This is a genomic window from Streptomyces sp. NPDC085481 (assembly GCF_044541845.1).
Classification (GTDB): Bacteria; Actinomycetota; Actinomycetes; order Streptomycetales; family Streptomycetaceae; genus Streptomyces.
In genome coordinates this window covers 1-26,259 of record NZ_JBITTJ010000010.1, presented here as the reverse complement: position 1 = coordinate 26,259, position 26,259 = coordinate 1, and the positions used below count along the sequence as shown (strand labels likewise).

The window sequence follows — 26,259 nt, the reverse complement described above, 5'->3', positions numbered from 1 at the left end:
CTGGCTCTGGCTCGTGCTCTGGCTCTGGCTCTGTACGGCGTCAGGTGTGGACCCGCCGGGCGTGCTCACGAGCGCCCTCCAGCGCCCCCTTCAGCGACTCGGCCGCCATCTGCCGGAAGCCGGCCAGCCGCGACACGTGCCCGGACTTGGTCATCTCGGCGTGCAGGAACGTCAGGTCGTCGGCGAGGGCGACCATGCCGAACGCCGCCTTCAGGTAGGGCTCCTGGAAGTCGTAGGCGTGCCGGGGCGTGCCCGGGCCGTAGGCGCCGCCGCGCGCGGTGACCACGACGACCCGTCTGCCGGCGAGCGGGCCGGTGCCGGTCTCGGGGTCGACGACCAGCGGCGGGATCACGACCCGGTCGAGCCAGGCCTTGAAGGTGGAGGGCAGCGAGAAGTTGTGCATGGGAAGCCCGAGGACGACCGTGTCGGCGGCGAGCACCTCGTCGACCAGCTCCCAGGTGGTGTTCCAGCTCTCCTTCTCCCCCACGGTCAGGGCCGCGCCGCGCGCCTCGTCGAGGTCGCGGACGCCGGCCGCCTCGATCCGCTGCATGACGGCGATCTGATCGCCGTCGATGTGCGGAACGGGCGCGGCGCCGAGGTCGCGGTAGAGGTGGGTGCCGCCCTCGTTGGCGGCCCGCCAGGAGGCGGCGAACTCGGCGGTGACGCGACGGGTGGTGGAGCCTGGCCGGGCGCTGGTGTCGATGTGGAGCAGGGTGGGCATGGGGGTCCTCTCGTGGTGGCGGATCCGGCTGCGTCGGCGGATCCGGAGGTCACATCGCGGGCTGTACGGAGATGGCGCACCCGGCGGGCACGGCGGACCCGGAAGCTCCGGCGCGTACGGCGGGCACGGCGGACCCGGCAGCTCCGGTGGCTCCGACTGCTCCGGTGGCTCCGGCCGGCTCGGCGGACCCGACGGCTCCGGCGGGCTCGGCGGCCCCGACGGCTCCGGTGGGTACGGCCCCCGGGTCACCAGCAGGTCCGCCCCCATCGCCGGACCACCGCGGGTAACTCCCCAGAAAGCGCGCGCTCGCACCCAGGCCGCCGAGGGCCGACAGGACCCCCCGCACGGCCGGGTTCTCCACATGGCCGTCCACGTCCACGAAGTACCGGTAGCTGCCGAGCCGTTCGCCGGTCGGCCAGGCGTGCACGCGGCTCACCTCGATGCCGCGCTCGGCGAACAGACCGAGCACCTCGGCGAGCGCCCCCGGCCCGCCGTCGGCGGTGGTGACCACCAGCGAGGTCCGGTCCCGCGCCGTGCGCGCCGGCGGGAACCAGGCCCGGGACACCGCGACGAAGCGGGTGACCGCACCGCCGCGGCGCCCGAGCCCGCCCGCCAGGATCCGCAGCCCGTACCGCTCGGCGGCCGGCGGGGCGGCGATCGCCGCCGCCCCGCCGCCTGCGTGCTGGGCAACCTCGCGTGCCGCGGCCGCCGTGGAGTCGGCGGGTACGGCCCGGGCGCCCGGGAGGTGTTCGGCCAGCCAGCCGCCGCACTGGGCCAGCGCGTGCGGGTGGCTGAACACCTCCCGTACGTCGCCCAGGTCCGTGCCGGCCGGTGCCATCAGGGCGAAGGTCACCGCGAGTTCGACCTCGCCCGTGATGTGGAGCTCCGCCTCGGCCAGCTGGTCCATGGTGGCGGGCACCACGCCCTTGACCGAGTTCTCCAGCGGCACGACTGCCGTCGCGCAGTGCCCGCGGCGGACCGCGTCGAGCGCCGCGGGCACGCTTTCGTACGGCCGCCGGGGCAGCCCCTCACCGTAGGCGGGCAGGCGGCGCAGCGCCGCCTCGGTGAAGGTGCCCTCGGGACCCAGATACGCGTAGGCGGTCGGGTCGGCGTAGGTCATGGCCGGGGCCGCCCCTCAGCTCTCGATCACCCGGTGGAACGCGACCGTGTCGAAGACGTCCTCCATCCGGACCGCCTTGCCGTCGCGGAACGTCCAGGAGTGGACGAACTGCAGCGTCTCGGTGTGGCCGGTCCGTGAGGTGACGTCACGGACGCCGAAGACGACGACCCGGTCGCCGTGGTCCAGGAACTCCAGGGGCTGGAGCTTCATCCCGCCCAGGACGGTGGGGACATGGGCCAGGAAGGCCCGTACGCCGGCGTGGCCGTGCTTGGTGCCGCCGAGGCCGTAGGCGTGCATGCCCTCGGGGTGGATCCACTCCATGTCCTCGGCCATGGTCGCGAGCAGGGCGTCGACGTCCCGCTCGCGGAAGGCCTGGTAGGCGGCGTGGACGAGGTCCAGGTTGCTGGTCGTGGAGGTCTGTGTGGTCATGGTCCGGGGTGCTCCTCAGGCCTTCTTCGCGTACTCGGGATACATCGACTCGACGGTGCGGCGGATGCCCTCGCGCCAGTCGACCTTGCACGGGCCGGTGAGCCGCTTCCGCAGGGTCGGGTCGAACTGGTAGGTCTCGCGGGTGACCTCGCTCGGCACGAGCCTGGCCTCGACGCCGGTGAGCTCCTCCAGGTAGCGGACGCAGTCGGTGATGCCGACGGACTCGTCGCCGCCCCAGTTGGTGAGGGTGGCGGGCACGGTCGCCGCGTCCCACAGGTGCGGGACCTGCTCGACGAGGTCGTCGGTGTAGAGCAGGGAGCACCAGTTCTGACCCTCGACGGGGACCGGGATGGGCTCGCCGGCGAGCATCCGCTTGAAGTAGAGCATCGGCACGCCGCCGTAGCCGCCGGGCCCGTACGCGATGTTGAGGCGGGCGATGATGGTGGGCAGGCCGAGCGTCGCGGCATACGCGCGGACCGCGCCCTCGGTGGCGATCTTGACGACCGGGTAGACGGGCAGCCAGTCGGCGACGCCGTCGACCGGGTCGTTCTCCTGGTACGCGTGGTCGAGCGTCTGGCGCTTGTAGAGGGCGCCGGTGGAGACGTACAGAAACGCCTCGGCGGTCCGGCAGTGGGTCATCAGGCGGCCGGTGGAGACGACGTTGACCTCGATGGCCGTGTTGAAGTCACCGTCCTCGCCGCGGTTGACGGCCGAGTGGATGACGTGGGTGAAGTCCTCGGGCAGGCCCTTGAGGGCGTCCTCGCCGAGGTCGTTCATGTCCCAGCGGAAGGTGGTGATGCCGTGCTCGCGCAGGGCCTCCTCCGAGCCGGGGGTGCCGAATCGGCCGAGCGCCCACACCTCGTTGTTCTTGGCGAGCTCCTTGGCGACCGGTCCGGCCACCTGCCCGGTACCGCCGGTGACCAGGATCTTCTTGCCGTGCATGTGTGCAGTCCCCTTCTTCTGGTGCTTAGTTGGCGTCGCCGAGTGCCCGGTCGAGCTCCTTGCGGAGGATCGACTGGAAGCTCGCCACGTGCTGCGGTCCCATGAGCGTGTAGTGCTCGCCGGGCACGTCGATGAAGGTCACGTCGTCGGCGTGCTCCTTCCAGCGGCTGAGCTCGTTGTTCAGCCAGTCCTCCTTGGTGCCGCGCAGCGGTATGGCGTAGAAGACGGACATCCCGCGGACCCGGCCCGACGGGGAGTAGCTGCGGCCGAGGTCGGTGAGGCCGTCGGCGAGCTCCGCCCACGCGGTGAACTTGGCGAGATCCAGGTCCAGTTCGGCGAGCCGTCCCTTGGGGGCCTGGTCGATGAAGTACGCGAGCTGCTCCTGCCGCGACAGGTGGCGCAGCTGCCCCGGGAGGTCGAGGGACTGCTTCTTGTCGATGAGGGCGAGGAAGAAGGCCAGGTTGGCGGCGGTCTCGACGAAGTCGAGCTCGTCCATGCGGTACTTGATGTGCGGGGGCAGGTTGAAGCTGCCCACGAAGTCGACCCGCTCGCCCTCCGCCTCCAGGACCTTGGCGATCTCGAAGGCGACGGCGCCGCCGTACGAGTAGCCCGCGACGGCGTACGGGCCGTGCGGCTGCTTCTCGCGGATGGCCGCCACGTAGGTGCCGACCATCTCCTCGAAGCTCGCGAAGGGCTTCTCGCCGGGGTTGAAGCCGCGGGCGCGCAGCGCGTAGAAGGGCCGGTCGCCGACGAAGTACTTGGCGAGGTTGACGAAGACGAGGACCTCGCCGACGCCGGGGTGGACACAGAACAGCGGCGTCTTGTCGCCGACGACCTGCATCGGGACGATCGGGTCGTACGGGCGCTCCAGCGCGCCCCCGGCGCCGGCGTCCTCGGCGAGCCGGGCGGCCAGGGCCCGGACCGTCGGGGCCATCAGGACGGTGATGATCTGCAGGTCGTGGGCGCCGAGGCGCTGGGCGACCAGGCTGCGCAGCCGCAGGATGTCGAGCGAGGTGCCGCCGAGGTCGAAGAAGTTGGCGGTGGCGCTCAGCTTCGCCGGGTCGGTGTCGAACATCTCGGCGTAGATCCCGGCGAGGACCTCCTCGGTCTCGCCGGCGGGGGCGGTGTAGCCGCCGAGGCGGCGCAGCACGAGGTCGGCGACGGCGTCGACGGTCTCCGCGTACGCACCGGCCTCCAGGCGCTTGCGCATCAGCGGGCGCTGGATCTTGCCGAGGCTGGTCTTCGGGAAGGCCTCCTTCGGCAGCGGCAGGATCAGCGAGGGGCGGAAGCCCCAGTGCATGACCACGCTGGCGCGGACCGCGGAAAGGACGCGGTAGAGGGCGAGTTCGTCGCCCTCGGGCACCTCGGGGTGGAAGGCGACGACGAGCTGTTCGGTGTCCGAGCCGGGGGCGCGGGTGGGGAAGGCGGCGACGTAGGAGCGGGCGACGTCGTCGAGCTCCTGGAGCAGGGTCTCGATGTCGTGGCTGAAGTAGTTGACGCCGTTGACGATGATGCTGTCCTTGCTGCGCCCCACCAGGGTGAGCCGGCCCTCGTCGATGCGGCCGAGGTCGCCGCTGCGGAACCAGCCGTCGGCGGTGAAGGCGTCCTTCGTGGCCTGCTCGTTGTTGTGGTAGCCGGGGGTGATCATCGGGCCGATGAGCTGGAGCTCGCCGGTCGCGCCCTCGCCGAGCGGCCGGTCCTGCTCGTCGGCGATGCGGATCCGCAGGCCGTCGACGGGGCGGCCGAGGTTGGCGAACTCCTGCCCCCGGTCGGAGGCGGGGAACTCGCGGGAGTAGATGGAGCCGGCGCAGGTCTCGGTCATGCCGAAGGCGGGCCAGAGGGTGTCGCCCTTGAGGCCGTACGGCGCGAAGCGCTCCAGGAAGGCCTCGCCGGTGGTGCGGACCACGGCCTCGCCGCCGCTGATGATGTGGCGCAGGCGGGAGAGGTCGACGGGGCCGTCGGCGGTGAGGCGGTCGGCGGAGGCGTTCAGGAGGCCCAGGAGGAAGTTCGGCGTGAACGTCATGGTGACGCCGTAGCGGGAGACGAGCCGCAGGAAGTCGAGCGGTTCGCCGAGGACGACGGCGGCCTCGACGTGCAGCTGGGTGGCGCCGACGGAAAGCGGCAGCAGGTGGCACTCCAGGAGCGCGGCGACGTGGTCGAAGGAGACCCAGTTCAGCGAGATGTCCTCGGCGCCGATGCGGTGGGCGCCGTTCTTGCCGGCCATGGAGGCGACGAGGTTGGCGTGGGTGAGGCGGACGGCCTTGGAGTTGCCGGTGGAGCCGGAGGTGAGCACCAGGAGGGCGGTGTCCTCGGGGGCCGCGCGGTGCAGCTCGGCGGCCGGTTCGGCCGCGTACAGGGTCGAGAGCGGCGTGACGGCCAGGCCTTCGACGCGGGGCAGTTCGGCGGCCAGGGTCTCGTTGGTGACGAGCAGCGGGCCGTCGAGGAGGGTGTCGACATGGCCGAGCTGGGCGGCCCAGCGCTCCGGGTCGCCGCCGAGCGGGGCCATGGGCACGGGCACGTAACCGCCGAGGAGGCAGGCCCAGAATGCGGTCAGGAACTCGGCCGGGCGCTCCAGGAGCAGGACGACCTTGTCCTGGGGGGCGAGGCCGCGCTCGCGCAGGCCGGTGAGGACCCGGCGGGCCTCGTGCACGAGCTCCGGGTACGGCTGGAGGTGCGCGTCTCCGGTGGCGGCGTCGCCCTCGTGGTAGAGGACGCCGGAGCCGGGGTGTTCCTCCGCCGCCTGGAGCAGCAGGTCCGCGACGGTCCGGGTCGATGGGATGGCCACGGTCATGGCGATGTCCTCTCTTGGGTGTGCGGTGTGGGGGTGCGGCGTTCCGTGTGGGGGCGCGTGACGGGTGCCGGACACACGACCGCCGCCGGCTGCGGGATGGGCAGCGCGACGGCGGTCGGAGTCGTGTGGGGGGACGGCCGGGGAGGGGTGCTCCGGCCTGGCGGGGTCACATTGCGGAGACAGCGCACCGGACCTTGACGTCAAGCTTCTTCGGACGGGCGGCGGCGTTCAATGGGTGCTGTGTCAGAGCTCTGTCGGTTTTCTCAAATCCCGGTCGGGGTCGGGGTGCTGTCTCACAGGGCGGTCGGTCGACGGCGGTCGGCGACGGCGAGTCGGTGAGGGCGGTCGGCGACGGCGAGTCGGTGAGGGCGGTCGGCGACGGCGAGTCGGTGAGGGCGGTCGGTGACGGTGCACGGTCGTGGGTTCGCCCGGCTCCGGACACGACGACGCCCCGCCGGCCGGGCCGGAGCCGGGCGGGCGGGGCGTGTGCGGCGCCGGGGGCGCGGCGCGTCACTTCATCGCGTGCGTACGCGGGCGTCTGCGGCTGAAGCTGCCGTGGACGTCGCTCTCGGCGTAGTACGTGCGGCCGTAGCGGTTGCGGCGGCGCCACCGCTGCTCGCTGGCGAGCCGGTAGACGGTCCCGGTCGGTGCGCCCCACAGGTCGGCGATGTCCCGTGCGGTGAGCCAGCGTTCGACGGGCTCGGCGGCGGGGGCCGGGGCGTGCGCCGCGGGGGCGTGGGCCGGGGCCTGGGCGGCCGGGGCGTGGGCCGGGGTGCGGGTGGCGGCGGGCGTCGCCCGCTGGCCCGGCATGGCGCGGCGCAGCCGGGTCCACTCGTGGCCGTCCCACTGGTGGGCAGGGTCCGCGTCGCACTGGATGCGCCGGGTGCCGGCCGGGACCGCCAGCCGTCCCGTACAGCCCGGTTCCACACAGGGGCCGACCGGAAGGTGCCGTACGGGCTCGCTGCGGGCCACCCGCCGGGCCGCCGCGACCAGTCGTTCCAGCTCGCGGGTGGCGTCGCCGACGGCCGCGTGGGCCGCGAGCCATTCGGCGCTGCGCAGCAGGAAGGCGGCCAGGTGCGCGGGCGACCGTCGCGGCGGCGGGCAGCCGCGCTCGTCGGCGACGAGGCCGCTCCAGGAGCCGAGGGTGGCGACGATCGCCGAACGCACCTCGGCCGCGGCGCCGTTCAGCGGGATCCCGGCGGGCCGGCCGCCGGAGCCGCGCCGTTCGCCGGTGCGGCGCGCCGGGCCGGCTCCGCCGAGCACCCGCTCGCACTCCTCGTAGAGCCGGGGGAGCTCGTCCAGGGCGGCCACGAGCCGGCCCAGACAGGGGGGACAGAGCCGGAGGCCCGGCCGTGCCCGTCGTCTGCCGCCGCCGTCGACGGCGCTTCGCCTGCAGTCCTCGCCCACGCACATGGCCCGCGAGGGCAGGTGCGTCGCCGGGTGAGCCATTGTTCCGTTCTCCGTCTTTGGTCCGAAGCCGTTGCGAAAGGACGAATGCTCACACATTGCCGAGTTTGAATCCCACTCCGCGAATGGTGACGATCCAGTCCCGGCAGCCGAGCTTGTGGCGGAGGCTGCTCACATGGGTGTCGACGGTCCTGCGGGACCAGGAATCCCCCCAGACCTGCTGCATGAGTCTTTTACGGGGAATGACGTTTCCGGGATTCGAGGCGAGTAGATAGAGGACGTCGAATTCTTTTCTGGTGACGTCGATACGCTTTCCGTCGATACTGACCTGGCGGGCGCCCGCGTCAATACGCAGCGGCCCCTGGTCGATGACGTGGACGGAGCGCGGCCTGGGCCTCGACCGGCGCATGACGGCCTGCATGCGGGCCATCAGCTCGCGGAATCCGTACGGTTTGACCATGTAGTCGTCGGCGCCCGCCTGGAGGCCGAGCACCCGGTCGAGTTCGGACCCCCGCGCGGTGAGCGCGATGATCGGGGTGTCGCCCGCGGTGCGGATCGCCCGGCAGACCTCGAGGCCGTCCAGATCGGGCAGTTCGAGGTCGATCAGAACCAGGTCGCTCGTGGTGTAGCGCTGGAGTGCGGCGCCGCCCGTCTCGACGGTCGTCACCCGGTGGCCGTGCCGGCGCAGACCCGTCACGAGCGTTTCCGCGTACCGGAGATCGCTCTCCACCACGAGGATCCGCCAGGTGTCGGAACTCATGGAATCCCGCCCGAAATAGACGTCGGGCACGTCGGGTATCAGAGGTGTGGGTTTTTCCTGTGTACGCTGACTCATCGTCTCCCCCTAGACCTGTCTCCAGCGAGTCTAAAAACCACCGCTTCGCTTTGTCAAAGATCGCCGTCGTAAACAGGCTGTGTCCGCGAAGTAAAGGGGAACATTGAATTCCGGTTCTATATTCCGGAACTTTTTTGATCTCCGAGGATACACCGGCGGCATGTCCGGCCCATGGCGGACGAAGCATTCCGGACACCCCCGCCACACCCCTCGCATGGCGCCAACAGGACGGGTCACCTTTCGGACACACCGGTGCGCGACCGAAAACCGACAGGCACATACGTGTGCGCTGCCCACAGGCGTGTACGCATGGCGATTTCTCTCCTCACCGCCGGATTCGCGGTGTGTCCAGGATCACTTCCGGCCACATCGGGGTTGGCCGGTCGGCGTCAGGCGGTGCGCCTGCGCGTGGCCGCCTTCTTCGCGGGCTGCTTCTTGGCGGCGGTCTTCGCGGTGCCCTTCGCTGTGCTCTTCGACGCCGACGCACTGCCGGCACCCTTCGCCGTCGCCGTGCTCTTGGCCGTCTTGGCGGTCTTCGCCGTCTTCGCGGTCGACTTCGCCGTCTTCGCGGTCGACTTGCGGGCCGGCTCCGCCGTCGTCTTCGCGGCCGTCTTCGCCGTGGACTTCTTCGCCCCCGTCTCCTTGGGAGCGGCCGGCGCCCGCGCCGCCTTCTTCCGCGGCTTGAGCTCGGTCACCCCGGCGACCTCCTCGGCGGCCCCGGCCCCGGCCGCCGGCTCGCCACGGGCCTCCTTCGCCGCGCGCACGCTGCTCTCCAGGGCCGCCATCAGGTCGATCACCTGACCGCCGCCGCCCGTCTCGGGCTCCGGGGGCGCGACCCCCTCGCCGCCCTCCGCCTTCGCGGCGATCATCTCCTCCACGGCCTCGCGGTAGTCGTCGTGCAGGGTGCCGATGTCGACCTCGCCGAGCGTGGCCATCAGGGCGTCCGCCAGGTCGAGTTCGGCGTCCCGTACGGTCACCTGGGTCTCGGGCGCCACGCCTTCCGGGGCGCGGATCTCGTCCGGCCAGAGCAGTCCGTGCATGGCGATCACGTCGTCCACCACCCGCAGCATGCCGAGCCGCTCGCGCCCGCGCAGCGCGTACTTCGCCACGGCCACCCGGTCGCTGCGCTTCAGCGCCTCGCGCAGCAGGGTGTACGGCTTGGCGGCGGGCACCCCGTTGGCGGAGAGGTAGTAGGCCGCGTCCATCTGGAGCGGGTCGATCTCCCCGGCCGGCACGAAGGACACGATCTCGATCGTCTTCGCCGTCGGCAGCGGCAGGGCGGCCAGGTCCTCGTCGGTGATCGGGATCATGGTCCCGTCGGCGTCCTCGTACGCCTTGCCGATCTCCGCCTGCGAGACCTCCTCGCCGTCCAGCTCGCACACCTTGCGGTAGCGGATGCGGCCGCCGTCCTCGGTGTGGATCTGGCGGAAGGAGACCGACCGGCTCTCGGTGGCGTTGACCAGCTTGATCGGGATGCTGACCAGCCCGAAGGATATGGCACCGTTCCAGATTGATCGCACGGTTCGTTCCCTTTCGCGCCGAGTGACCGGGAGGTCGGGAATCATGGGATTCTCATCGTATGACGCCCATCACCGAGGTGGAGGGGCGGCGGCTTGCCCTCAGCAACCTGGACAAGGTCCTGCACCCCGCCACCGGCACCACCAAGGGCGAGCTGCTGCACTACTACGCCACCGTCGGGGCCGCGATCCTGCCGCATCTGCGCGATCGCCCGGTCTCCTTCCTGCGCTATCCGGACGGCCCGGACGGCCAGCTCTTCTTCACCAAGAACCCGCCGCCCGGCACCCCCGCCTGGGTGAACACCACCCCCGTACCCCGCTCCGAGGACCCCCGCGCCCGGCAGGTGATGATCCAGGACCTGCCCTCGCTGATGTGGGCGGCCAACCTGGTGGTCGAGTTCCACACCCCCCAGTGGCGGGAGGAGGCCCCCGCCATCGCCGACCGGCTCGTCCTCGACCTCGACCCGGGAGCGCCCGCGACCGTCGTCGAGTGCTGCGTGGTCGCCCGCCACCTGCGGGAACGGCTCGCGGCCGACGGCCTCACGGCGTACGCGAAGACCTCCGGCGCCAAGGGCCTGCACCTCCTCGTCCCCCTGGAACCGACCCCGTCCGACGAGGTCTCCGCCTACGCCCGCGGGCTCGCCGTCGAAGCGGAGGCGGACCTCCCCCGCCTCGTCGTGCACCGGATGGCCAAGGCGCTGCGCCCGGGCAAGGTCTTCGTCGACCACAGCCAGAACGCGGCCGCCAAGACCACCGCCACCCCCTACACCCTGCGCGCCCGCCCGCTGCCGGCCGTGTCCGCGCCGGTGACCTGGGAGGAGGTCGAGAACTGCACCTCGCCCGACCGGCTCGTCCTGCTCATGGACGACATCCCGCCCCGCCTGGAGCGGTACGGCGAGCTGCTCGCCCCGCTCTTCGACCCGGCCGTCGCGGGAGCGCTGCCATGACGGCGGCACCGGAGCCCGCCGGGCGGCCGGAGCGGAACGGGCCCGAGCCGACCGGGCCCGAGCCGACCGGGCCCGAGCCGACCGGGCCCGAGCCGGCCGGGCCCGACGCCGCGGCGCCGGGCGTCGTGCTTCGCCCGCCCGTCGACGTGATGCGCCCGCGCTCGGTCGACGAGATCCCCCGGCAGGGCAGCGTGCCCGGCGGACTCCAGTACTCCCTCAAGCTCGACGGCTTCCGCGCCCTCGCCTTCGTCCTCGACGACGGCCAGGTCTTCCTCCAGTCCCGGGCCCGGCGCGATCTGGCCCCCGAGTTCCCCGGCATCGCCGCGTACCTGGGCGAACGGCTGCCCGCCGGCACCGTGCTGGACGGCGAGCTCTGCGCGTACCGCGAGGGACGGCTGAGCTTCACCGACCTGCTCCGCTCGCACCGCGACCGCGAACGCACCGGCGTCCCCGTCTCGTACATCGCCTTCGACCTGCTCGCGCTCCCCGGCCGCGACCTGCGGGCCCGGCCGCTGCGGGAGCGGTGGGAACTGCTCGGCGCGGCGCTCGAAGGGACCGGGCCACCGCTCCAGCGGGTGCTGGCCACCGACGACGAGGCCACCGCGCGCGACTGGTTCGGCGCGCTGCGGGAGGCGGGCGTGGAGGGGATCGTGGCGAAGGCCTGGAGCTCGGCGTACCGGCCCGGCGGCACCTGGTCGTGGCGGAAGATCCGGTACGCGGACACCCGGGACGCCCAGCTGATCGGCGTCTTCGGGCCGCCCGACCGGCCGCACGCCGCGCTCGTCCGCCTCCCCGACGGTCGCACCCTGCGCACCAGCCCGCGGCTCACCGGGGCGCAGGCCCGCGAGGTCGCGGAACTGACCGCGGGGCTCCTCGCGGGGCCGATGACCGACCCGGAGCACGGGACCGTACGGCCGCTCACCGCGTACCTGCCGGTCGAGCTCCGGCAGCCCGCCGGCCGGGGGGACACGGCGCGCTTCGTCCGCGTACGGGAGGGGGGAGGGGCGGCGGATGAGGAAGGTGAGGGAGAGGGGGAGGGGGAGGGAGAGGCGGAGGGGGACCCGGAGGAACACGCCGGCCCAGGCGCCGACACGCCGCCCGAAGCCCGCCCGGGCACGAACGAGCCCACTGGCTGAATTCCCCTCCAGCCCCATCTCCCCTCCCCCTGCGCTTCGTTCAGGACAAACTCACGCAACGCCGCCTCGGCCGCCGCACGGCCGTCCCGCGGCCGACCGGGCGCGGAACGTCGCCGGTCCCGCGTCCGCGGGGCCGGGTGCGGACCCGGCGGGAGGGCTTCGTGGGGGTCTCGCGGGGGTCCGGCAGGGGTCCTGCGGGGGTCCGGCAGGGCGGTGGACGGACCCGCGGGTGGCGCAAAGCGAGCGGCCGCGAGGGGGTTCGCCGACGGCGTGTTGCAGGCAGGCCCTTGTTGTCCGCACGTTGGTGCACACTTGCTGCCTGGTACAGCGCTCACGGGGAAGGCGGTCGGCCATGCTGACGGGGATCGAGGAGGTCGACTGGGCCTCGCTGGGGCATGCGTACGGCCCGGCCGACGACGTGCCGGAGCTGCTGCGGGGACTGGCCTCCGCCGATCCCGCGGAGCGCGAGACCGCCCTCGACGGCATGTACGGGGCGGTGCACCACCAGGGCGACGTGTACGACTCGACCCTCGCCTGCATCCCGTTCCTGCTGGAACTCGTCGCCGACCCCGAGGTCCAGGACCGCGGCAGCATCGTGGAGCTGCTCACCAGCATCGGAGGCATCGACCTCGGCGACGACGAAGAGCTCGACGAACTCGACGCGGACGACGAGGAGTTCATCCCCGCGGCGAACTACGCGATGGCCGCCGCCGCGATCGCCGCCGGCGCCGACGTGTTCCTCGGCCTGGTCGGCGACCCCGACCCCGAGGTGCGGCTCGCCGCGCCCTGCGCGCTCGCCTCCCTGCACCCCGACCCCGCCCGCGTGCTCGACCTGCTGCGGGAGCGGCTGACCGTCGAGCGGGACACGGAGGTGCGGCTCGCCCTGGTCGCCGCCGTCGGCCGGATCGCACTGCGGCACGAGTCGCTGCGCGCCGAGACGGTCGACTGGCTGGGCTGGCTGTCCTGCGCCGCCCAGGCCCCCGGCCTCCGGCTCGCCGCCCTCGCCCAGCTGGCCAGGTGCGCGCCCGCGCAGATCCCCGACGACGTGGTGGAGCGGGTCACCACACTGCTCGACGAGGTGCGCACCGCCCCCGCCGAACCGGCCGCCGAGACCCCGCGCGCGGCCACCCCGACCCTGATCGGCCAGGTCCGCGAGCTCCTGGAGGAGCACTCCGCGGGCCGCCCCACGCCGTGGACCGAGGAGCTGCTCCGCACCCTGCACACCGCCCTCGACGACCGGGTCGACGACCGCATCGAGCTGATCCTGGCCCAGCTGCGCAGCCCCGACTGGGGGCAGCGCTCGGACGCGATCTGGCTGTGTGGCGGTCTGATACGGGTGTGGCGCGGGCGGTACGACGAGGTGGTCCGGCTCGTCGGCGCCCAGCTGAGCGATCCCGAGCCGCGGCTGCGCGAGGCGGCCACCTCGTTCCTCGAGCGGCTCTTCGAACTGGCCGGCCCCGCCGCCGACGCGCTGGCCACCCGGCTCGCCACCGCCCCGCAGGGGCCGCTCGGCCTGCCGGGGCCGGGGGCGCGGGCCGGCAAGGGCGGGGCGCTGCTCGCGCTCGCCCGCTGCGGGGACGCACGGGCCATCCCGCTGCTCGCCCGGGCCCTTGAGGAGCGGGAGGTGCGGCGCGAGCTGCTGTACGCGGTGGACGCGCTCGGCCCGGCCGCGCTGCCGCTCGCCCCGCTGCTGCGCCGCCGGCTTGCGGAGGTGGAGCTCGACGACCTGCTGTACGACCGGGTGGCGCCGTTGCTGTTCGCGCTGACGGCGGTCCGGGGCGCCCAGGCGCTGCCGGAGGTGCTGCGGGTGCTGCGCGGGGCGCCGCCCAACCGGCGGGACTGGGTACGGGAGGCCTGCCTGCGGACCCTCGCGTCGTTCGGTCCGGTGGCCCGTGAGGCGCTGCCGGACGTGCGGGCGCTGCTGTGCTCGGAGTCGGCGACGGTGTCGTCGATGGCGGCGCAGGCGGTGTGGTCGCTCGACGGTTCGCTCGCGGAGGCGCTCGGCGCCCTGGAGCGGTGGCTGCGGCCGGGCACTTCGGGGGCCGAGTGGTGTGCGGCGGCCCGGTCCCTCGGCGCGATCGGCCCGGCCGCGGCCGCATCGGCCCCGGCGCTCGAGGCGGGCCTCGGGGCGCGGGACCTGTGGGTCCGGGTGCGCTCGGCGGCGGCCCTGTGGCGGGTCGCCGGGGACGCGCCCGCCGTGCTGCCGGTGCTGCTCTCGGCCTGGGACGAGAACCGGCACGCCCGGGTCGCGGTCGCCGAGTGCCTGGCGGAGATGGGGCCCGCGGCCGCGGAGGCGGAACTCGCGATCCGTACGGAGCTCGCCCGAAGACGACGGCACAACGCGCGGGAGGACGGCGCCGGCTCCCACGACGTACACGACGACGAGAAGCTGCTCACGCTGTGCCGGGCGGCGCTGTCGCAGCTGGAGCACCGGGCGTGGTGACGGGGGCGGCTGCGCAGCGAGGGTGATGCCCGGCCTCCGGCTGACCGTTACAGAACCGCAAAGCGGGACATTTACCTTCGTATCCGGTCAGCAGTCGTCGCCGGATCGGAACCCCCGCATGAGCCGCCCGTCCACCACTCCCCGCCAGCACACCCTCCCCCGCCACCGCCCCCTCCCACGCCATCGCGGCCTCGCCCGTCACCGCGGCCTCCTCGCCGGCGGCGCGCTCGCCCTCGCCGTCGGAGGCGGCGTCGTCGGATGCGCGGGGACCGGAAGCGCCGCCATGGCGCCCGACGTGCAGGTCCGGCACGTCTCGGCCGCCCCCGCCGCCGACCGGGCCGCCCGGCCGATGCCCGCTTCCGAGCCGACCCGCCTGACCATCCCCTCCGCGGGCGTGGACGCCGGGCCGGTCCTGCGGCTCGGCCTGGACGCGGGCCAGGAGCTCCAGGTGCCCTCCGTCGAGCAGGCCGGGCAGCCGGGCTGGTACACCGGGAGCGTGACGCCGGGCGAGCGCGGGGCGGCGGTCCTGGTCGCGCACTACGACACGGCCCGCGGCCCGGCCCTCCTGCGGAACGTGGCGGAGATCAAGGCCGGGGACCTGATGGAGGTGGGGCGGGCGGACGGCTCGACGGCCCGGTTCGCGGTCCGCGAGATCCAGCAAGTAGACAAAAAGGACTTCCCTACGAATAAGGTCTACGGGAAGACCGACCGTCCCGAGCTCCGCCTCATCACCTGCGGGGGCCCCGTCCGGGACGGCCACCGGACCGACAACATCATCCTCTTCGCCGACCTGGTGAAGTGAGGGCGCAGGAGTACGAGGGACCAGATTGAGTTCGCGCGGAGTGCAGCTCGCCGCCGTGGCCGTGCCGGCCGCGGCGTTCGGCGTGCTCGTCCTCACCCTGACCGGCTGCGGCGGCCACGGCGAGCTGGAGAGCGCGGGCCCCACCCCGACCGCCGTCGGCCCGGTCCGGCTCTGGCCCGACCTGCCGCCCGCCACCAATCCGCCCATCGACTACGGCGAGACCGACACCGAACGCGTACCCGGCATCCAGGTCCCCGACAACGACGTCCACGGCGTCGACCCGGTCGCGGTGATGCAGGCCGAGGTGCGCGCCCACGGCGACGCGCGCAGCGGGGAGGACGCTCTGTACGAGGAGACCGCACGGGCCATCGAGGCGTGCACCTCCGACCGCAAGGACTGCCCCGTCCTCACCCCGTACTACCGCGATCTCACCGGCAACGGCCGCGACGAGCTGATCGTCGGCATCCGCATGCCCGACCAGCAGCTCGGCGTACGGGTCTACCTCGCCGAGAACGACGGCCTGACCCGCATCATGTCCACCGTCGACCAGGCGATCAGCGTCGAGCTGGCCGGGCGGGACCTGATCATGCGGGTCAGCTCGGCCGGGATCCCCGGGTACGAGTACCGCACGGCGTGGTCGTGGGACGAGCAGCAGCGCTCGATGCTCCCCGCGCGGGACGAGATCGTCCGGGTCAAGCCGCCGGGCCCCGGGGCCTCGCTCGTACCCGCGCCCGACTTCGTCAGCCCCAGCCCCGGCCCCAGCGCCACGCGCACCCCGGCACCGGCCCCGGTCGCGCCCGGCCCCGGGGACCCCGTCCGGTCCGACACCCGGCCCGCCGAGGTGACCCGGTGAAGCGAGTGCCGAAGCGGGTGATCCGGTGAAGCAAGGGCTGAAGCGAGCACGGAAGCGAATGCCGGAGCGAATCCCGAAGCGAATGCCGAAGCGAGTGCCGAAGCGGCTGCGGCTGCCGGCCTGGACCGCGACCCTCACCTGGAAGGCCGCGGTCTTCATCACCGTGATGTGCTGCGCGCTCGCCGCGCTGCTCGGCGTCCTCGTCCACGTGTCGGTGGCCGGCCAGACGGTGAAGGACTCCCGCGACAAGGCGCTGACCCGGCTCGGCGAGGTCAGCAGGCTGTACGAGTCGGGCGAGCCGCTCCCCCGCTTCTCCGGAGTGGACCCGGAAGGGCTGCCCGCCTCGCTGCGGGCGCTCGCGGCCCGGGGTGAGCGCGGCACCATGGTCACCCGGTACCAGGGCCGGCCGACGATGTGGGCGGCGGGCCCGGCCGACGGCCGCGCCCTGGCCGTACGGGTCGACTACACCACGAGCGCGGCCACCATCGACGGCCTCGACCGCTCGATCCTCGGCTCCTCGGTCCTCGCCATCGGGGCGACCCTGCTCGTCGGCGCGTTCGCCGTCACCCGGATCACCCGGCGGCTGCACCTGACCGCGACGGTGGCCCGGCGGATCAGCGCGGGCGACCTCGACGCGCGCGTCAACGACCCCCGCACGAAGGACCCTTCGCGCCCCCAGGACGAGGTGGCCACGGTGTCCGGGGCCCTGGACACCATGGCCTCCTCGCTCCAGCGAAAGCTGCAGACCGAGCAGCGCTTCACCGCCGACGTGGCGCACGAACTGCGCACCCCGCTGACCGGACTGTCCGCCGCCGCCGAACTGCTGCCCGAGGGGCGGCCGTCGGAGCTCGTGCGGGACCGGGTGAAGGCGATGCGTAGCCTCACCGAGGACCTGCTGGAGATCTCCCGCCTCGACGCGGGCACCGAGCGGGTGGACCTGGCGGTGTACGGTCTCGGCCCGCTCGCCGAGCGGGTGGTGCGCGCGTCCGGCAGCGGGACCGAGGTGCGGGTCGCGCGCGACGCGACGGTGGAGACCGACAAGCGGCGCCTGGAGCGGGTCCTCGGCAACCTGGTCGTCAACGCGCACAAGCACGGGGCGCCGCCGGTGGTCCTCACGGTGGACGGCCCGGTGGTGACGGTGCGGGACCATGGCGCCGGATATCCGGAGTACCTGCTGGCGGCCGGCCCGCAGCGGTTCCGTACGGAGAGCGGCGGCAAGGGCCACGGTCTCGGCCTGACGATCGCGGTGGGCCAGGCCGAGGTGATCGGCGCGGACCTGGTGTTCGCGAACGCGCCGGACGGGGGCGCGGTGGCGCGGCTGACGCTGCCGGAGTACGTGAGGCTGTCGGAGCCGGAGGACGCGGCGGAGGTGTAGCGGCCCCGGCCCGGCCGGGGGTGGCGACGTCGAGCCGGGGGCGGCACACCGTCACACAAAAGGGACATAAGGCTTACTGCTTGCTACGTTGCGGACCATGACCGCACCGCCGCCCACGGACGCGAAGGACGCGCAGGACTCACCCCCGCCCGGCCTGCGCGTCCCCAAGCGCCGCGGCGTGGAACTCTCCCTGCTCGTCTGCGCCGTCCTGATCTCCGTCTACGGCTACGCCGAGGTCGGCCTGGCCCGCAGCGGCGCCGTACCACCGGACGCCGCCCGTTACGGCGCGGGCCTCGGACTGCTCGCGCTCGTCGCCCACGCCGCCGTCCGGCTGCGCGCCCCCTACGCCGACCCGCTGCTCCTGCCGATCGCCGTACTGCTCAACGGACTCGGCCTGGTGCTGATCTACCGCCTCGACCTGGAGACGCCCGGCGACCGGGCCGCCCCGACCCAGCTGGTCTGGTCGACGCTCGGGGTGGGCCTGTTCATCGTGGTGGTGCTGCTGCTCCGCGACCACCGGGTGCTGCAGAGATACGCGTATCTGTCAGTGGCGACGGCGCTCGCCCTGATGCTCCTGCCGATCTTCTTCCCCGCCGTGAACGGCGCCAAGATCTGGATCAGGATCGGCGGACTCTCCTTCCAGCCGGGCGAGTTCGCCAAGATCCTGCTCGCTGTCTTCTTCGCGGCGTACCTCGCCGCCAACCGCAACGCCCTCGCGTACACCGGCCGCACACTGTGGCGGATCCAGCTTCCCACAGGCCGCGTCCTCGGCCCGATCGTCGCGATCTGGCTGCTGAGCGTCGGCGTCCTGGTCCTCGAACGGGATCTGGGCACCTCGCTGCTGTTCTTCGGACTGTTCGTGATCATGCTGTACGTGGCGACCGGACGCACCGGCTGGATCGCCGTCGGGCTCGTCCTCGCGGCGGCCGGCGCCTTCCTCGTCGGCTCGCTCGAACCCCACGTACACAGCAGGGTCCAGGACTGGCTCGACCCGTTCGCCTCGATCCGGGCGGGCGACGGCCCGGGCCAGCTCGCCCAGTCGCTCTTCGCCTTCGCCGCGGGCGGGATGCTCGGCGCGGGACTCGGCCTCGGCCACTCCGTCCTGATCGGCTTCGCCGCCAAGTCCGACTTCATCCTGGCCACCGCCGGGGAGGAACTGGGCCTGGTCGGCCTCACCGCCCTCTTCCTCCTCTACGCCCTGCTGGTCGCCCGCGGCTACCGCGCCGGCCTCGCCCTGCGCGACCCCTTCGGCCGGCTCCTCGCGATCGGCCTCGCCTCGATCCTCGCGCTGCAGGTCTTCGTCATCGCGGGCGGGGTGATGGGCCTGATCCCGCTGACCGGAATGGCGATGCCGTTCCTCGCCCAGGGCGGCTCGTCGGTCGTCACCAACTGGGTCATCGTGGCCCTCCTCGTCCGCGTATCGGACTCGGCCCGCGCGCCACGCCCGGACATGGCCGACGCGGGCGTCATCGCACCGATCGTGGAGGACGCGAAGTGACCGCGGAGGACGCGAAGTGACCGCGGAGGACGCGAGGTGACCGTGGATGCCCCGAAGTGACCGTGGAGGCCCCGAAATGATCCGCTACATCCGCCGGGCGGCCGCCCTCTGCCTGATCCTCCTGGCAGCACTGCTCGTCAACGCGGCCAGAGTCATGGTGATCCAGGCGGATCAGCTGGACGACAACCCGGCCAACCGCCGCATCGCGATCACCCGCTGGGGCCAGCCGCGCGGCGAGATCCTCGTCGACGGCCGACCGGTCACCGGCGCGCGCGACAGCGGCCAGCAGCTGCGCTACGAACGCACGTACACCCAGGGCCCGTTGTACGCGCCGGTGACCGGCTACGCCTCCCAGACGTACGGCACGACCCTGATCGAGAACGCCGAGGACCCGGTACTCTCCGGCACCGACCCGATGCTCGCCCCGCTCCCCCTCTGGAACGACCTCAGCCGTGCCCCACGACCCGGCGGGAAGGTGGTGACGACCATCCGGGCCCGGATGCAGGAGGCCGCCTACCGCGGCCTGGACGGCAAGCGCGGCGCGGTGGCGGCGATCGAACCGGCGAGCGGCCGCATCCTGGCCCTGGTCTCCTCCCCCTCGTACGACCCCGGCGCCCTGTCGGGCACGGGCCCGACGGTGAAGGAGTCCTGGCGGCTCCTCAACACCTCCCCGCACCAGCCGATGCTGGCCCGCGCGTTCCGCCAGACCTACCCGCCCGGCTCCACCTTCAAGATCGTGACGGCGGCGGCGGCCCTGGACGCGGGCGTGGTCACGGACCCGGACGCCCCGACCCGGACCCCCGACCCCTTCGTCCTCCCGGGCACCCGCCAGGTCCTCCCCAACGAGGCCACGGGCTGCGCGAACGCGTCCCTCGCGTACGCGATCCAGTGGTCGTGCAACACGGTGATGGCGGGCCTGGGGGTGAAGGTGGGCCTGGAGGGAATGCTGGACACGGTCGAGAACTTCGGCTTCAACGACACGGGCCTGCGCATCCCGTCCTGGGTGGCGAAGTCGAACTTCGACACGTCGATGTCGGCGGACCAACTGGCCCTGTCGTCGATCGGCCAGTTCGACACGGCGGCCACCCCGCTCCAGATGGCGATGGTGGCGGCAGCCGTGGCCAACAACGGCGAGATCGCCCACCCCTACCTGGTCGACCGCACCACGACAGCGGGCGGCACCACCGTGACCACCACCGGCCGCCGCACCTACCACCAGGCCATGCGCCCCTCCACCGCCACCCGGCTCCAGGACCTGATGGTCCGCGCGGTCGAAGACGGCACCGGCACCAACGCCGCCATCCCCGGCGCCCGCGTCGGCGGCAAGACCGGCACCGCCCAACACGGCCTGGGCAACACCGGCACCCCCTACGCCTGGTTCATCGCCTGGGCCCAGGCCCCTGACTCGGCCCAGCCGGCCGTCGCCGTCGCCGTCGTGGTGGAGGACGCGGAGGCGAACCGCACCGACATCAGCGGGGGCGGCGACGCGGCCCCGATCGCCCGGGCGGTGATGGAGGAGGGGCTCCGGCTGGAGAGGGAGGGGCGGGGGTAGGAACCCGAGCGTCCCTAAGCCTGCTTACCCGTCACGTGCGCGAGCCAGCGCTCGGCCCACTGGCGCGTCTCGAGCTCCAGCCAGTCGAAGTCGGAGGCGATGCGGCCGGCGTGCTCACGTAGTTCCCGAAGACGAGCGGGATGAGAGACAGTGTTCGCCCCGATGCCGTCCTGCCAGTAGCCACCATGTACGAGGACATCTCCGTCGAGGGACATCATGATGAAGGCCGGGTTGTTCGCTCCCGCCCCGAGGATCCCGTTCGTGCAGCCGGCCCCCGCAATGTCCCAGTGGTCGGCGAGCGCCACCCGGACCCACCGCCAGGACTGGGACTCCCCGTCAGCAGAGGTGTCCTGCACGACATCGACGCCGATCAGGAATTCGGGTTGTCCGTCTGCGCCCGTCGAGAACAGGCCGCTGTCACGGGCCAGCCGCTCCCACTCCCCGTTGAAGCGGCTCCCCAGGTCCTTCTCGTCGTGCGCGAGGAGGAATCCGTGCCGGCCGCTCTCCGCGCCGACGTGTCCCATGTAACTGGCGACGTTGACGGGAGGCAGGTCGTCGCGTGTTTCCAGGACCTCGTGGAAGACGAACCCGGCGGCGGAGAGCTTCTCCAGGGCCTCCTGTGCGACATCCATGTCACTGCTTCCTTTTCTTCCTTGCGAAAAAACGAGCGGGCGGGCCGTCCTTTCGGACGGCCCGCCCGTTCAGCATCTCACGGCCGGAATTTACCTACGGCGCGCGTAGTGATAGAGCGTCGGCCTGTTGTAGTCGTGGACCCCGTTTTTGAGCGGGAACCATGCGACTTCACCAGTCGACCGATTCAGCATGACGCGGAGCTGGTTGTTCGCCGGCAGACCGATGTTCTCGCCGTCGAAGATGGGCGAACCCACCCAGCTGCCCCAGTCGCGCACGTTGCCGTAGTTCCCGAAGTGGTCGAGACCATTTGCGTTCACACGCTGCACAGCACCCGGGTTCTGGGCGACGTAGCGGGCCAGCCTGTCGAGCTGCCTCGTCAGGTCTTCGTAGTTCGCGAAGTGCGCTGCCCAGTCCGCAGTGCGCTGCCGCTGTGCGGCCTCACCATACGGGTCATTGGTGAACGCCGGGTTCTCCGGCGTCAGTCCATCACCCTCGTTGGGCCGGCTGGGGCCACAGTTGTGGACGAGTGCCGAGGACCCCGCCGCCACGACGTAGTACGTGTGGACGTCGGAGACGGTCAGGTTGTGGACCGTGGCGCCCTGCGCGGTCCAGCGCTCGACCGAACCGATCTGGACGTAGCTGCCCGCACTGGTCCGCAGCCACTCACCGGCGGTGAGGTCGGTGGCCTCGATCCACTTGCCGACCTCGGGGACCCAGAAGGGGTGCCCGTCGGTCGCCGTGATCTTCGCGGTCTTCGTCCCTGCCTTGCCGTCGATGTCGATGGTGACGGTGACGAGGTGCTTGAGGCCCTGGCCCTTGATCGCGGCCGTGACCGTCTCGATCAGGGTCTCGCCCGTCTTCGGGTCGGTCGCGACGACCTTGTCGCCCGCCTTGACCTTCTCGATCGACTTGGTTGAGCCATCCGCCATCAACACCTTCGTGCCGGGCACGAAGCTGTTGTTGATCGGGCAGGAGCCGCCGCTCTCGGCCTTGCCGGAGCCGCCGCTTCCACTGGTTCCGCCCTTACCACGGGAGGAACCGCCGGAGGAGCCGCCCGGCTTGGTCGTATTGACCTTGCCGCCGCCCTTGCCGCCTCCGCCGCCCTTGCCGCCACCCTTGCCGGCGTGGGACGAGGCCTTCGGGGCCGCCTTCGCCTGGGCCTTCTTCTGGACGGGGTTACCGGTCTTCCGCTTGGCGGCGGCTGCTGCGTCGGCCTTTCTCTTGGCTTCTTCCGCAGCCTTCTTCTTGGCCCTTTGCGCGGCCTCCTTCTTGGCCTTCTCGATTGCCAGCTTCTTGGCTCTCAAGGCTGCCTCTTCGGCGGCCTTGGCGGCCTTGAGGACGGCCTCGGCGGCCTTCTTGGCTGCCTTGAACGCCTGGATGGCGTCGATGGTGCGGTTGATCGCCTTCAGGACAGACGGGATCTTGCCGAGCTTCGTCCACGGAATGGCGTCCAGGATGATGCTGCCGCAGGACCACATGTCACCGCCGAAGCAGGCCATGGCGTCGTTGATGCCGATGAAGTCCTTCAGCGTCTCCCACGCGACCGCGAGGATGACGGAGGTGAGGGACTTGCCCTGCATCGCCTCGGCCTGCGCGACCTGCGCCGCCGACAGACCCGCGCCCGCGAGGGCCGCGGCCCGCTCGGAAGCGGTGAGGCTGATCGCCAGACCGGTCGGGTCGGCGTACGTCACCGGGTTGTTGTGCGCGTACGCGTACCCGTTGGACTGCAGCGGGTCGTTCAGGTCGACCAGCGGATCGGCGGACAGGAAGCGTCCGACGACGGGGTCGTAGAGACGGGCGCCCAGCGGCTGGAAGCCGGAGGCGTCGTCTCGGGTCTGTCCCGTGAACCCCTTGTGGGTCTGGAGGTTCTGACCCGCGGTGTCGGCGCCACGCTGGTTGCCGAACGGGTCCTGCTTGCGCACCCGGACCGGCATGTTGGTGTAGAGGCCGACCTCGGTGTACGCGCTGTCCTGGTGGTCTGTGGTCTGGGCGACCAGTGCGTCACCGCCGGTGCCGTTGGCGTAGCGCAGGATCGCGCCGCCCGGGGTGGTGTACGTGCGCTCGGTGCGGACCAGGACGCCGCCCTGCTGGACGGTGACCGTGGCGTCGCCCACGTTCAGCGTGGCCTGCTTGCCCTGGATGGTCAGCAGGCGCCCGCCGTCGGGGCCGTAGATGTGACGGGTGTCGTTCTGCGGCAGCCACTGCTGAGCGGCCTGCGCCGCGTCACAGGTAGCCAGAACGATCGCGGTCCCGTTCACGTTCGCCGCGCCCTGCACCGCGAGGCACAGACCGGAGGCGACGTGGGTCAGCTGACCCGACGCATTGCGCTTGAGCTGCTGCGCGGCGGAACCGTTGCACTTCTGCAGCTGCGCAGCCGAACCAGCGGTGTTCGCCGCCGGCTGGACACACCAGGTGTCGTAGACCTCGAGCGTACCGAGATTGGCGTCCGCCTGGCCGGGGGCCGGGTCGAAGTGCCACGCCTGCGCCACGGTGCCGTTGCACTGGTAGAGCTGGATGGCGTTGCCCGCGGTCGCGAGACCGGACTTCAGGTCGAGGCACTTCTGGCCCAGACCCACGTACGGGGTCTTGCCACCCGTGCCCTGACCGGTGATCCGGTCGACCTGACCGTCAGGAGTCCAGGTCAGCTCCTGCTTGTCGCCGTTCTGGACTGAGGTGATCGACTTGGTCTCACCGGTCAGCTCGTACAGACGCGTGGCCTCGGCCGTGACCTGCGCACCCGCGGGCGTCTTGTAGGTCTTCGAAACCTTGGTCAGCGTGTGCGGCTGGTCCTTGGCAGCACCCTTGCCGTACGCGTACGTGCTGGTGGCGTCCTTCGAAGCGTCGCCGGTGAGGTCCTTCTCGGTCAGCTTGGTGCGGTTGCCGAGGAGGTCGTACTCGTACTCCTGCCAATAGCCGGAGTTGTCGGTGCCGGCGGCGACGTTCAGGGTGCCGTCGGTGTTCTTCGGGGTGGTGCAGTTCGTCTGGTCCTTCGAGGTCCAGGCGGACTTGAGCTGACCCATCGGGTCATAGGCGAAGCACTGGCGCTCCTCGATCCCGACGGACTTCTCCTGGATCGAGGTGACGTTGCCGGCCGGGTCATAGGTGTACGCCCGGTTCGACACAAGGTTGCCGTTCACCAGGGAGGCAGTGTTCTGCTCCCGGTAGACCGACTGCTCCTTCAGCTCACCGCTGCCCTCGTCGTACGAGCTCTGCGCCCACACACGGTAGGGCTGAGCGCCCAGGGTGGAGCGAAGAACCTGACCGTACGGGGAGTAGACGGTCTCGGAGCCGTACCAGTCCTTGCCGGAGATGGAGAGCGGCTTACCGTCCTTGTTGTAGCGGACGACCAGCTTCTCGGCGCCGAACTTGCCGACCTCCGGAAGCGTGGTGTCTTCCAGCGCTCCCGTGTCCGAGTAGGAGTAGCTGTAGTTGTAGTCCTTCTGCAGACCCCACGTGTCAGCGATCGACTGAGGCAGGGACAGCGTGGTCGAGGTCGGCGCGTAGTCCTTGGTGTAGCCGTTGACCTTCTGGGTGTACGCCAGACCGTCCGTGTAGCGGGTGGCGCTGGCGGCCATGCCCTTGCCGCCCGGAACGGTGTCGTACGTGAAGTCCGACAGGAGCGTGCCGTTGGCGTCGTTCAGGCGCTGCTGCTTGGGCCGCGACAGCTCGTCGTAGTCGTTCCAGATCTTGACGCCGCGGGCGTTGGTCGTGGTTTGGACACGACCGAGAGCGTCGTACTCGGTGTAGGTCGTGCCGGTATCCGGGTCGGTGGAAGACAGCATCCGACCGTTGTGGTCGTAGGTCCACGTCCACGGGTGCGTCGGATCGGCCGAGGCGGTCGCCTTCTTGACGTCTCCGTGCGGGGTGTACTCGTAGCGAGTCGACGTGTACCCGTCGGGCGCGGCAGGGTTGAAGGTGTCCGTGCGCGTCGTGCGACCCATCGCGTCGGTGAAGACGCGGTAGGACGAGTCACCCTGCGGGTTGATGACCTTGGACCAGTCCTGGCCGTACTCGTAGCGGGTGGCCCGCTCCGGGTACGCCTTGGACGAGGTCTCCTTGGTGACCGGGTCCACGTACTTCATGTACGGGGTCTCCTGGACCACACGGCCCAGACCGTCGTACGTGAAGCGCGTGATGTTCGGGATCGCGGTGTCGGCGAGCGGGGTGAACAGCTCGCCCGGCTTCGCCTCCTTGGTCAGGTAGGCGTTGTTGGTCTGCCACACCTCACCGGAGGAGTTGTACAGCGTGTCCGTGACCAGGTAGCCGGCGTCGTTGTCGGCCTCCTCCAGCGACTGACGCTCACGGCCGAGGCCGTCGTACAGCGTGACGGAGGTCTCGATCCGGTCCTCGTAGCCACGGGAGTAGCTCGTGACGTAAGGAGGCTTGCGGACCTCGAGCGACGCGTCGTTCGGGTCCTGCTCCGGCTTCGGGATCGTGTACTCGGCGCGGAAGTCCGGCACGGCACCCGCCGCAGGCGTGCGGCCTGCGGCCCAAGCCTCGGCCAGACGGCCCAGCGGGTCGAACTTCGCCTCGCTTACGTTCCCGTTGGCGTCGGTCGTCTTCAGCGTGACCGCGCGGCCCGGCTCCAGCTCCTGGACCTGTGTGTGACCAAGCTGGTTGACCTGGGTGACCTTGAACACCTGACCGCTCGGCGGGTCGAAGGTGATCGTGCCGGTCTTGCCGTTCTGGTCCGTCGCACGGATCACACGGCCGACGGCGTCGAAGCCGGTCGTGCCGTTGCTCTGGAAGCCGGTGCCGTCGCCCTTCAGCTGCCAGGTCTCCGTGGCGAGAGCACGCGTGGTGTCGGCGAGGGTCGCGCCGTAGGCCGCGCTGTCGTACGCGGTACGGGCAGCGCCGGTCAGCGTGGTGAGGTCGGTCCAGTTCGCGCCCGCACAGGTGGTCGGCGAGGTGAGAACCTGCTTGGTCAGACCGATGATGTTCTTGCCTGTGTGGTGCAGGTACTCCGACTTGGTGCAGGACTCGTCATTCGGCTTGTCCACGTCACCGAGGGACTCGACCAGCGTCGGCAGACCGTAGGTCGACTCGTAGGTCGTCTTCGTACGGACCTCGCGCACGGTGCGCGGGTCGTCCGAGTTGGTACCGGAGGACTTCGTGTACGCGATCTCCTCGGGCTCCGTGACGCGCCAGGCCTTCAGCGGGTCGAGGCCGTCGTCGCGGTTGCGCTTGGCCAGCTCGGTGGCCTCGGGGATCGTGACGCTGCGACTGAGCCAGTCCGTGTCGGCATCGGTCGCGTTCGT

Annotated in this window: 18 protein-coding genes; 8 read left to right on the top strand and 10 right to left on the bottom strand. The window is 71.7% G+C overall.

All coding sequences use genetic code 11. The features are described 5' to 3' along the window. Window positions 1-40: 40 nt before the first annotated feature. The 8 genes from ACIGEZ_RS21270 to ACIGEZ_RS21235 all read right to left on the bottom strand — a co-directional run bounded on the left by ACIGEZ_RS21270 (window position 41) and on the right by ACIGEZ_RS21235 (window position 9,765). Window positions 41-721, bottom strand: a complete 681-nt coding sequence (locus ACIGEZ_RS21270; protein WP_399833293.1) for an FMN-dependent NADH-azoreductase — start codon at window positions 719-721, stop codon at window positions 41-43. A 49-nt stretch (window positions 722-770) separates the two neighbouring features. Further along, window positions 771-1,841: a prephenate dehydratase gene (gene pheA, locus ACIGEZ_RS21265; protein WP_399833291.1), complete on the bottom strand. Its 1,071-nt coding sequence runs from the start codon at window positions 1,839-1,841 to the stop codon at window positions 771-773. A 15-nt stretch (window positions 1,842-1,856) separates the two neighbouring features. Further along, a complete protein-coding gene (locus tag ACIGEZ_RS21260; RefSeq protein ID WP_399833289.1) occupies window positions 1,857-2,270 on the bottom strand; it encodes a nuclear transport factor 2 family protein in 414 nt (137 codons plus the stop codon). A gap of 15 nt (window positions 2,271-2,285) precedes the next feature. Further along, entirely contained in the window at window positions 2,286-3,212 is a 927-nt protein-coding gene (locus ACIGEZ_RS21255; protein WP_399833287.1) for an NAD-dependent epimerase/dehydratase family protein, read from the bottom strand. A gap of 25 nt (window positions 3,213-3,237) precedes the next feature. Continuing rightward, window positions 3,238-6,003: an AMP-binding protein gene (locus ACIGEZ_RS21250; protein ID WP_399833285.1), complete on the bottom strand. Its 2,766-nt coding sequence runs from the start codon at window positions 6,001-6,003 to the stop codon at window positions 3,238-3,240. A gap of 510 nt (window positions 6,004-6,513) precedes the next feature. Beyond that, the gene (locus tag ACIGEZ_RS21245; protein ID WP_399833283.1) at window positions 6,514-7,314 is read right to left on the bottom strand and encodes a hypothetical protein; all 801 of its coding nucleotides are present in this window, start codon (window positions 7,312-7,314) and stop codon (window positions 6,514-6,516) included. Between the two features lie 187 nt (window positions 7,315-7,501). Continuing rightward, complete coding sequence (locus tag ACIGEZ_RS21240) at window positions 7,502-8,170, bottom strand: response regulator transcription factor (protein WP_399833281.1); 669 nt, start codon at window positions 8,168-8,170, stop codon at window positions 7,502-7,504. 464 nt (window positions 8,171-8,634) lie between these two features. Next, window positions 8,635-9,765, bottom strand: coding sequence for a Ku protein (locus tag ACIGEZ_RS21235; RefSeq protein WP_399833279.1), 1,131 nt, complete (start codon window positions 9,763-9,765; stop codon window positions 8,635-8,637). 59 nt (window positions 9,766-9,824) lie between these two features. Here ACIGEZ_RS21235 and ligD point away from each other — a divergent pair, with 59 nt between their 5' ends. The 8 genes from ligD (at window position 9,825) to ACIGEZ_RS21195 (ending at window position 20,368) form a co-directional block, all read left to right on the top strand. Continuing rightward, entirely contained in the window at window positions 9,825-10,709 is an 885-nt protein-coding gene (ligD, locus tag ACIGEZ_RS21230; protein ID WP_399833277.1) for a non-homologous end-joining DNA ligase, read from the top strand. Further along, on the top strand, window positions 10,706-11,845 hold the full coding sequence (locus tag ACIGEZ_RS21225; RefSeq protein ID WP_399833276.1) for a DNA ligase: 1,140 nt from the start codon (window positions 10,706-10,708) through the stop codon (window positions 11,843-11,845). The genes ligD and ACIGEZ_RS21225 overlap by 4 nt, the downstream gene beginning before the upstream one ends. A 352-nt stretch (window positions 11,846-12,197) precedes the next feature. Next, complete coding sequence (locus ACIGEZ_RS21220) at window positions 12,198-14,288, top strand: PBS lyase (protein WP_399833274.1); 2,091 nt, start codon at window positions 12,198-12,200, stop codon at window positions 14,286-14,288. A 118-nt stretch (window positions 14,289-14,406) separates the two neighbouring features. Beyond that, window positions 14,407-15,090 carry a class F sortase gene (locus ACIGEZ_RS21215; protein WP_399833272.1) on the top strand — a complete coding sequence of 228 codons (684 nt, stop codon included), beginning with the start codon at window positions 14,407-14,409 and terminating at the stop codon, window positions 15,088-15,090. A gap of 25 nt (window positions 15,091-15,115) precedes the next feature. Further along, window positions 15,116-15,943 (top strand): hypothetical protein, encoded by an 828-nt coding sequence (locus ACIGEZ_RS21210; RefSeq protein ID WP_399833270.1) that lies wholly within the window; start codon window positions 15,116-15,118, stop codon window positions 15,941-15,943. Window positions 15,944-16,025: 82 nt separating this feature from the next. Next, window positions 16,026-17,318 carry an ATP-binding protein gene (locus tag ACIGEZ_RS21205; RefSeq protein ID WP_399833268.1) on the top strand — a complete coding sequence of 431 codons (1,293 nt, stop codon included), beginning with the start codon at window positions 16,026-16,028 and terminating at the stop codon, window positions 17,316-17,318. A 97-nt stretch (window positions 17,319-17,415) separates the two neighbouring features. After that, complete coding sequence (locus tag ACIGEZ_RS21200) at window positions 17,416-18,816, top strand: FtsW/RodA/SpoVE family cell cycle protein (protein WP_399833266.1); 1,401 nt, start codon at window positions 17,416-17,418, stop codon at window positions 18,814-18,816. Between the two features lie 76 nt (window positions 18,817-18,892). After that, a complete protein-coding gene (locus ACIGEZ_RS21195; protein WP_399833264.1) occupies window positions 18,893-20,368 on the top strand; it encodes a penicillin-binding transpeptidase domain-containing protein in 1,476 nt (491 codons plus the stop codon). 14 nt (window positions 20,369-20,382) lie between these two features. On the opposite strand, the gene ACIGEZ_RS21190 is transcribed toward ACIGEZ_RS21195, so the two are convergent. Both ACIGEZ_RS21190 and ACIGEZ_RS21185 read right to left on the bottom strand, forming a co-directional pair. Then, window positions 20,383-21,000 (bottom strand): hypothetical protein, encoded by a 618-nt coding sequence (locus ACIGEZ_RS21190; protein ID WP_399833262.1) that lies wholly within the window; start codon window positions 20,998-21,000, stop codon window positions 20,383-20,385. Between the two features lie 90 nt (window positions 21,001-21,090). Next, window positions 21,091-26,259: ricin-type beta-trefoil lectin domain protein (locus ACIGEZ_RS21185; protein ID WP_399833260.1), on the bottom strand; the 5,169-nt coding region annotated here is incomplete at its 5' end.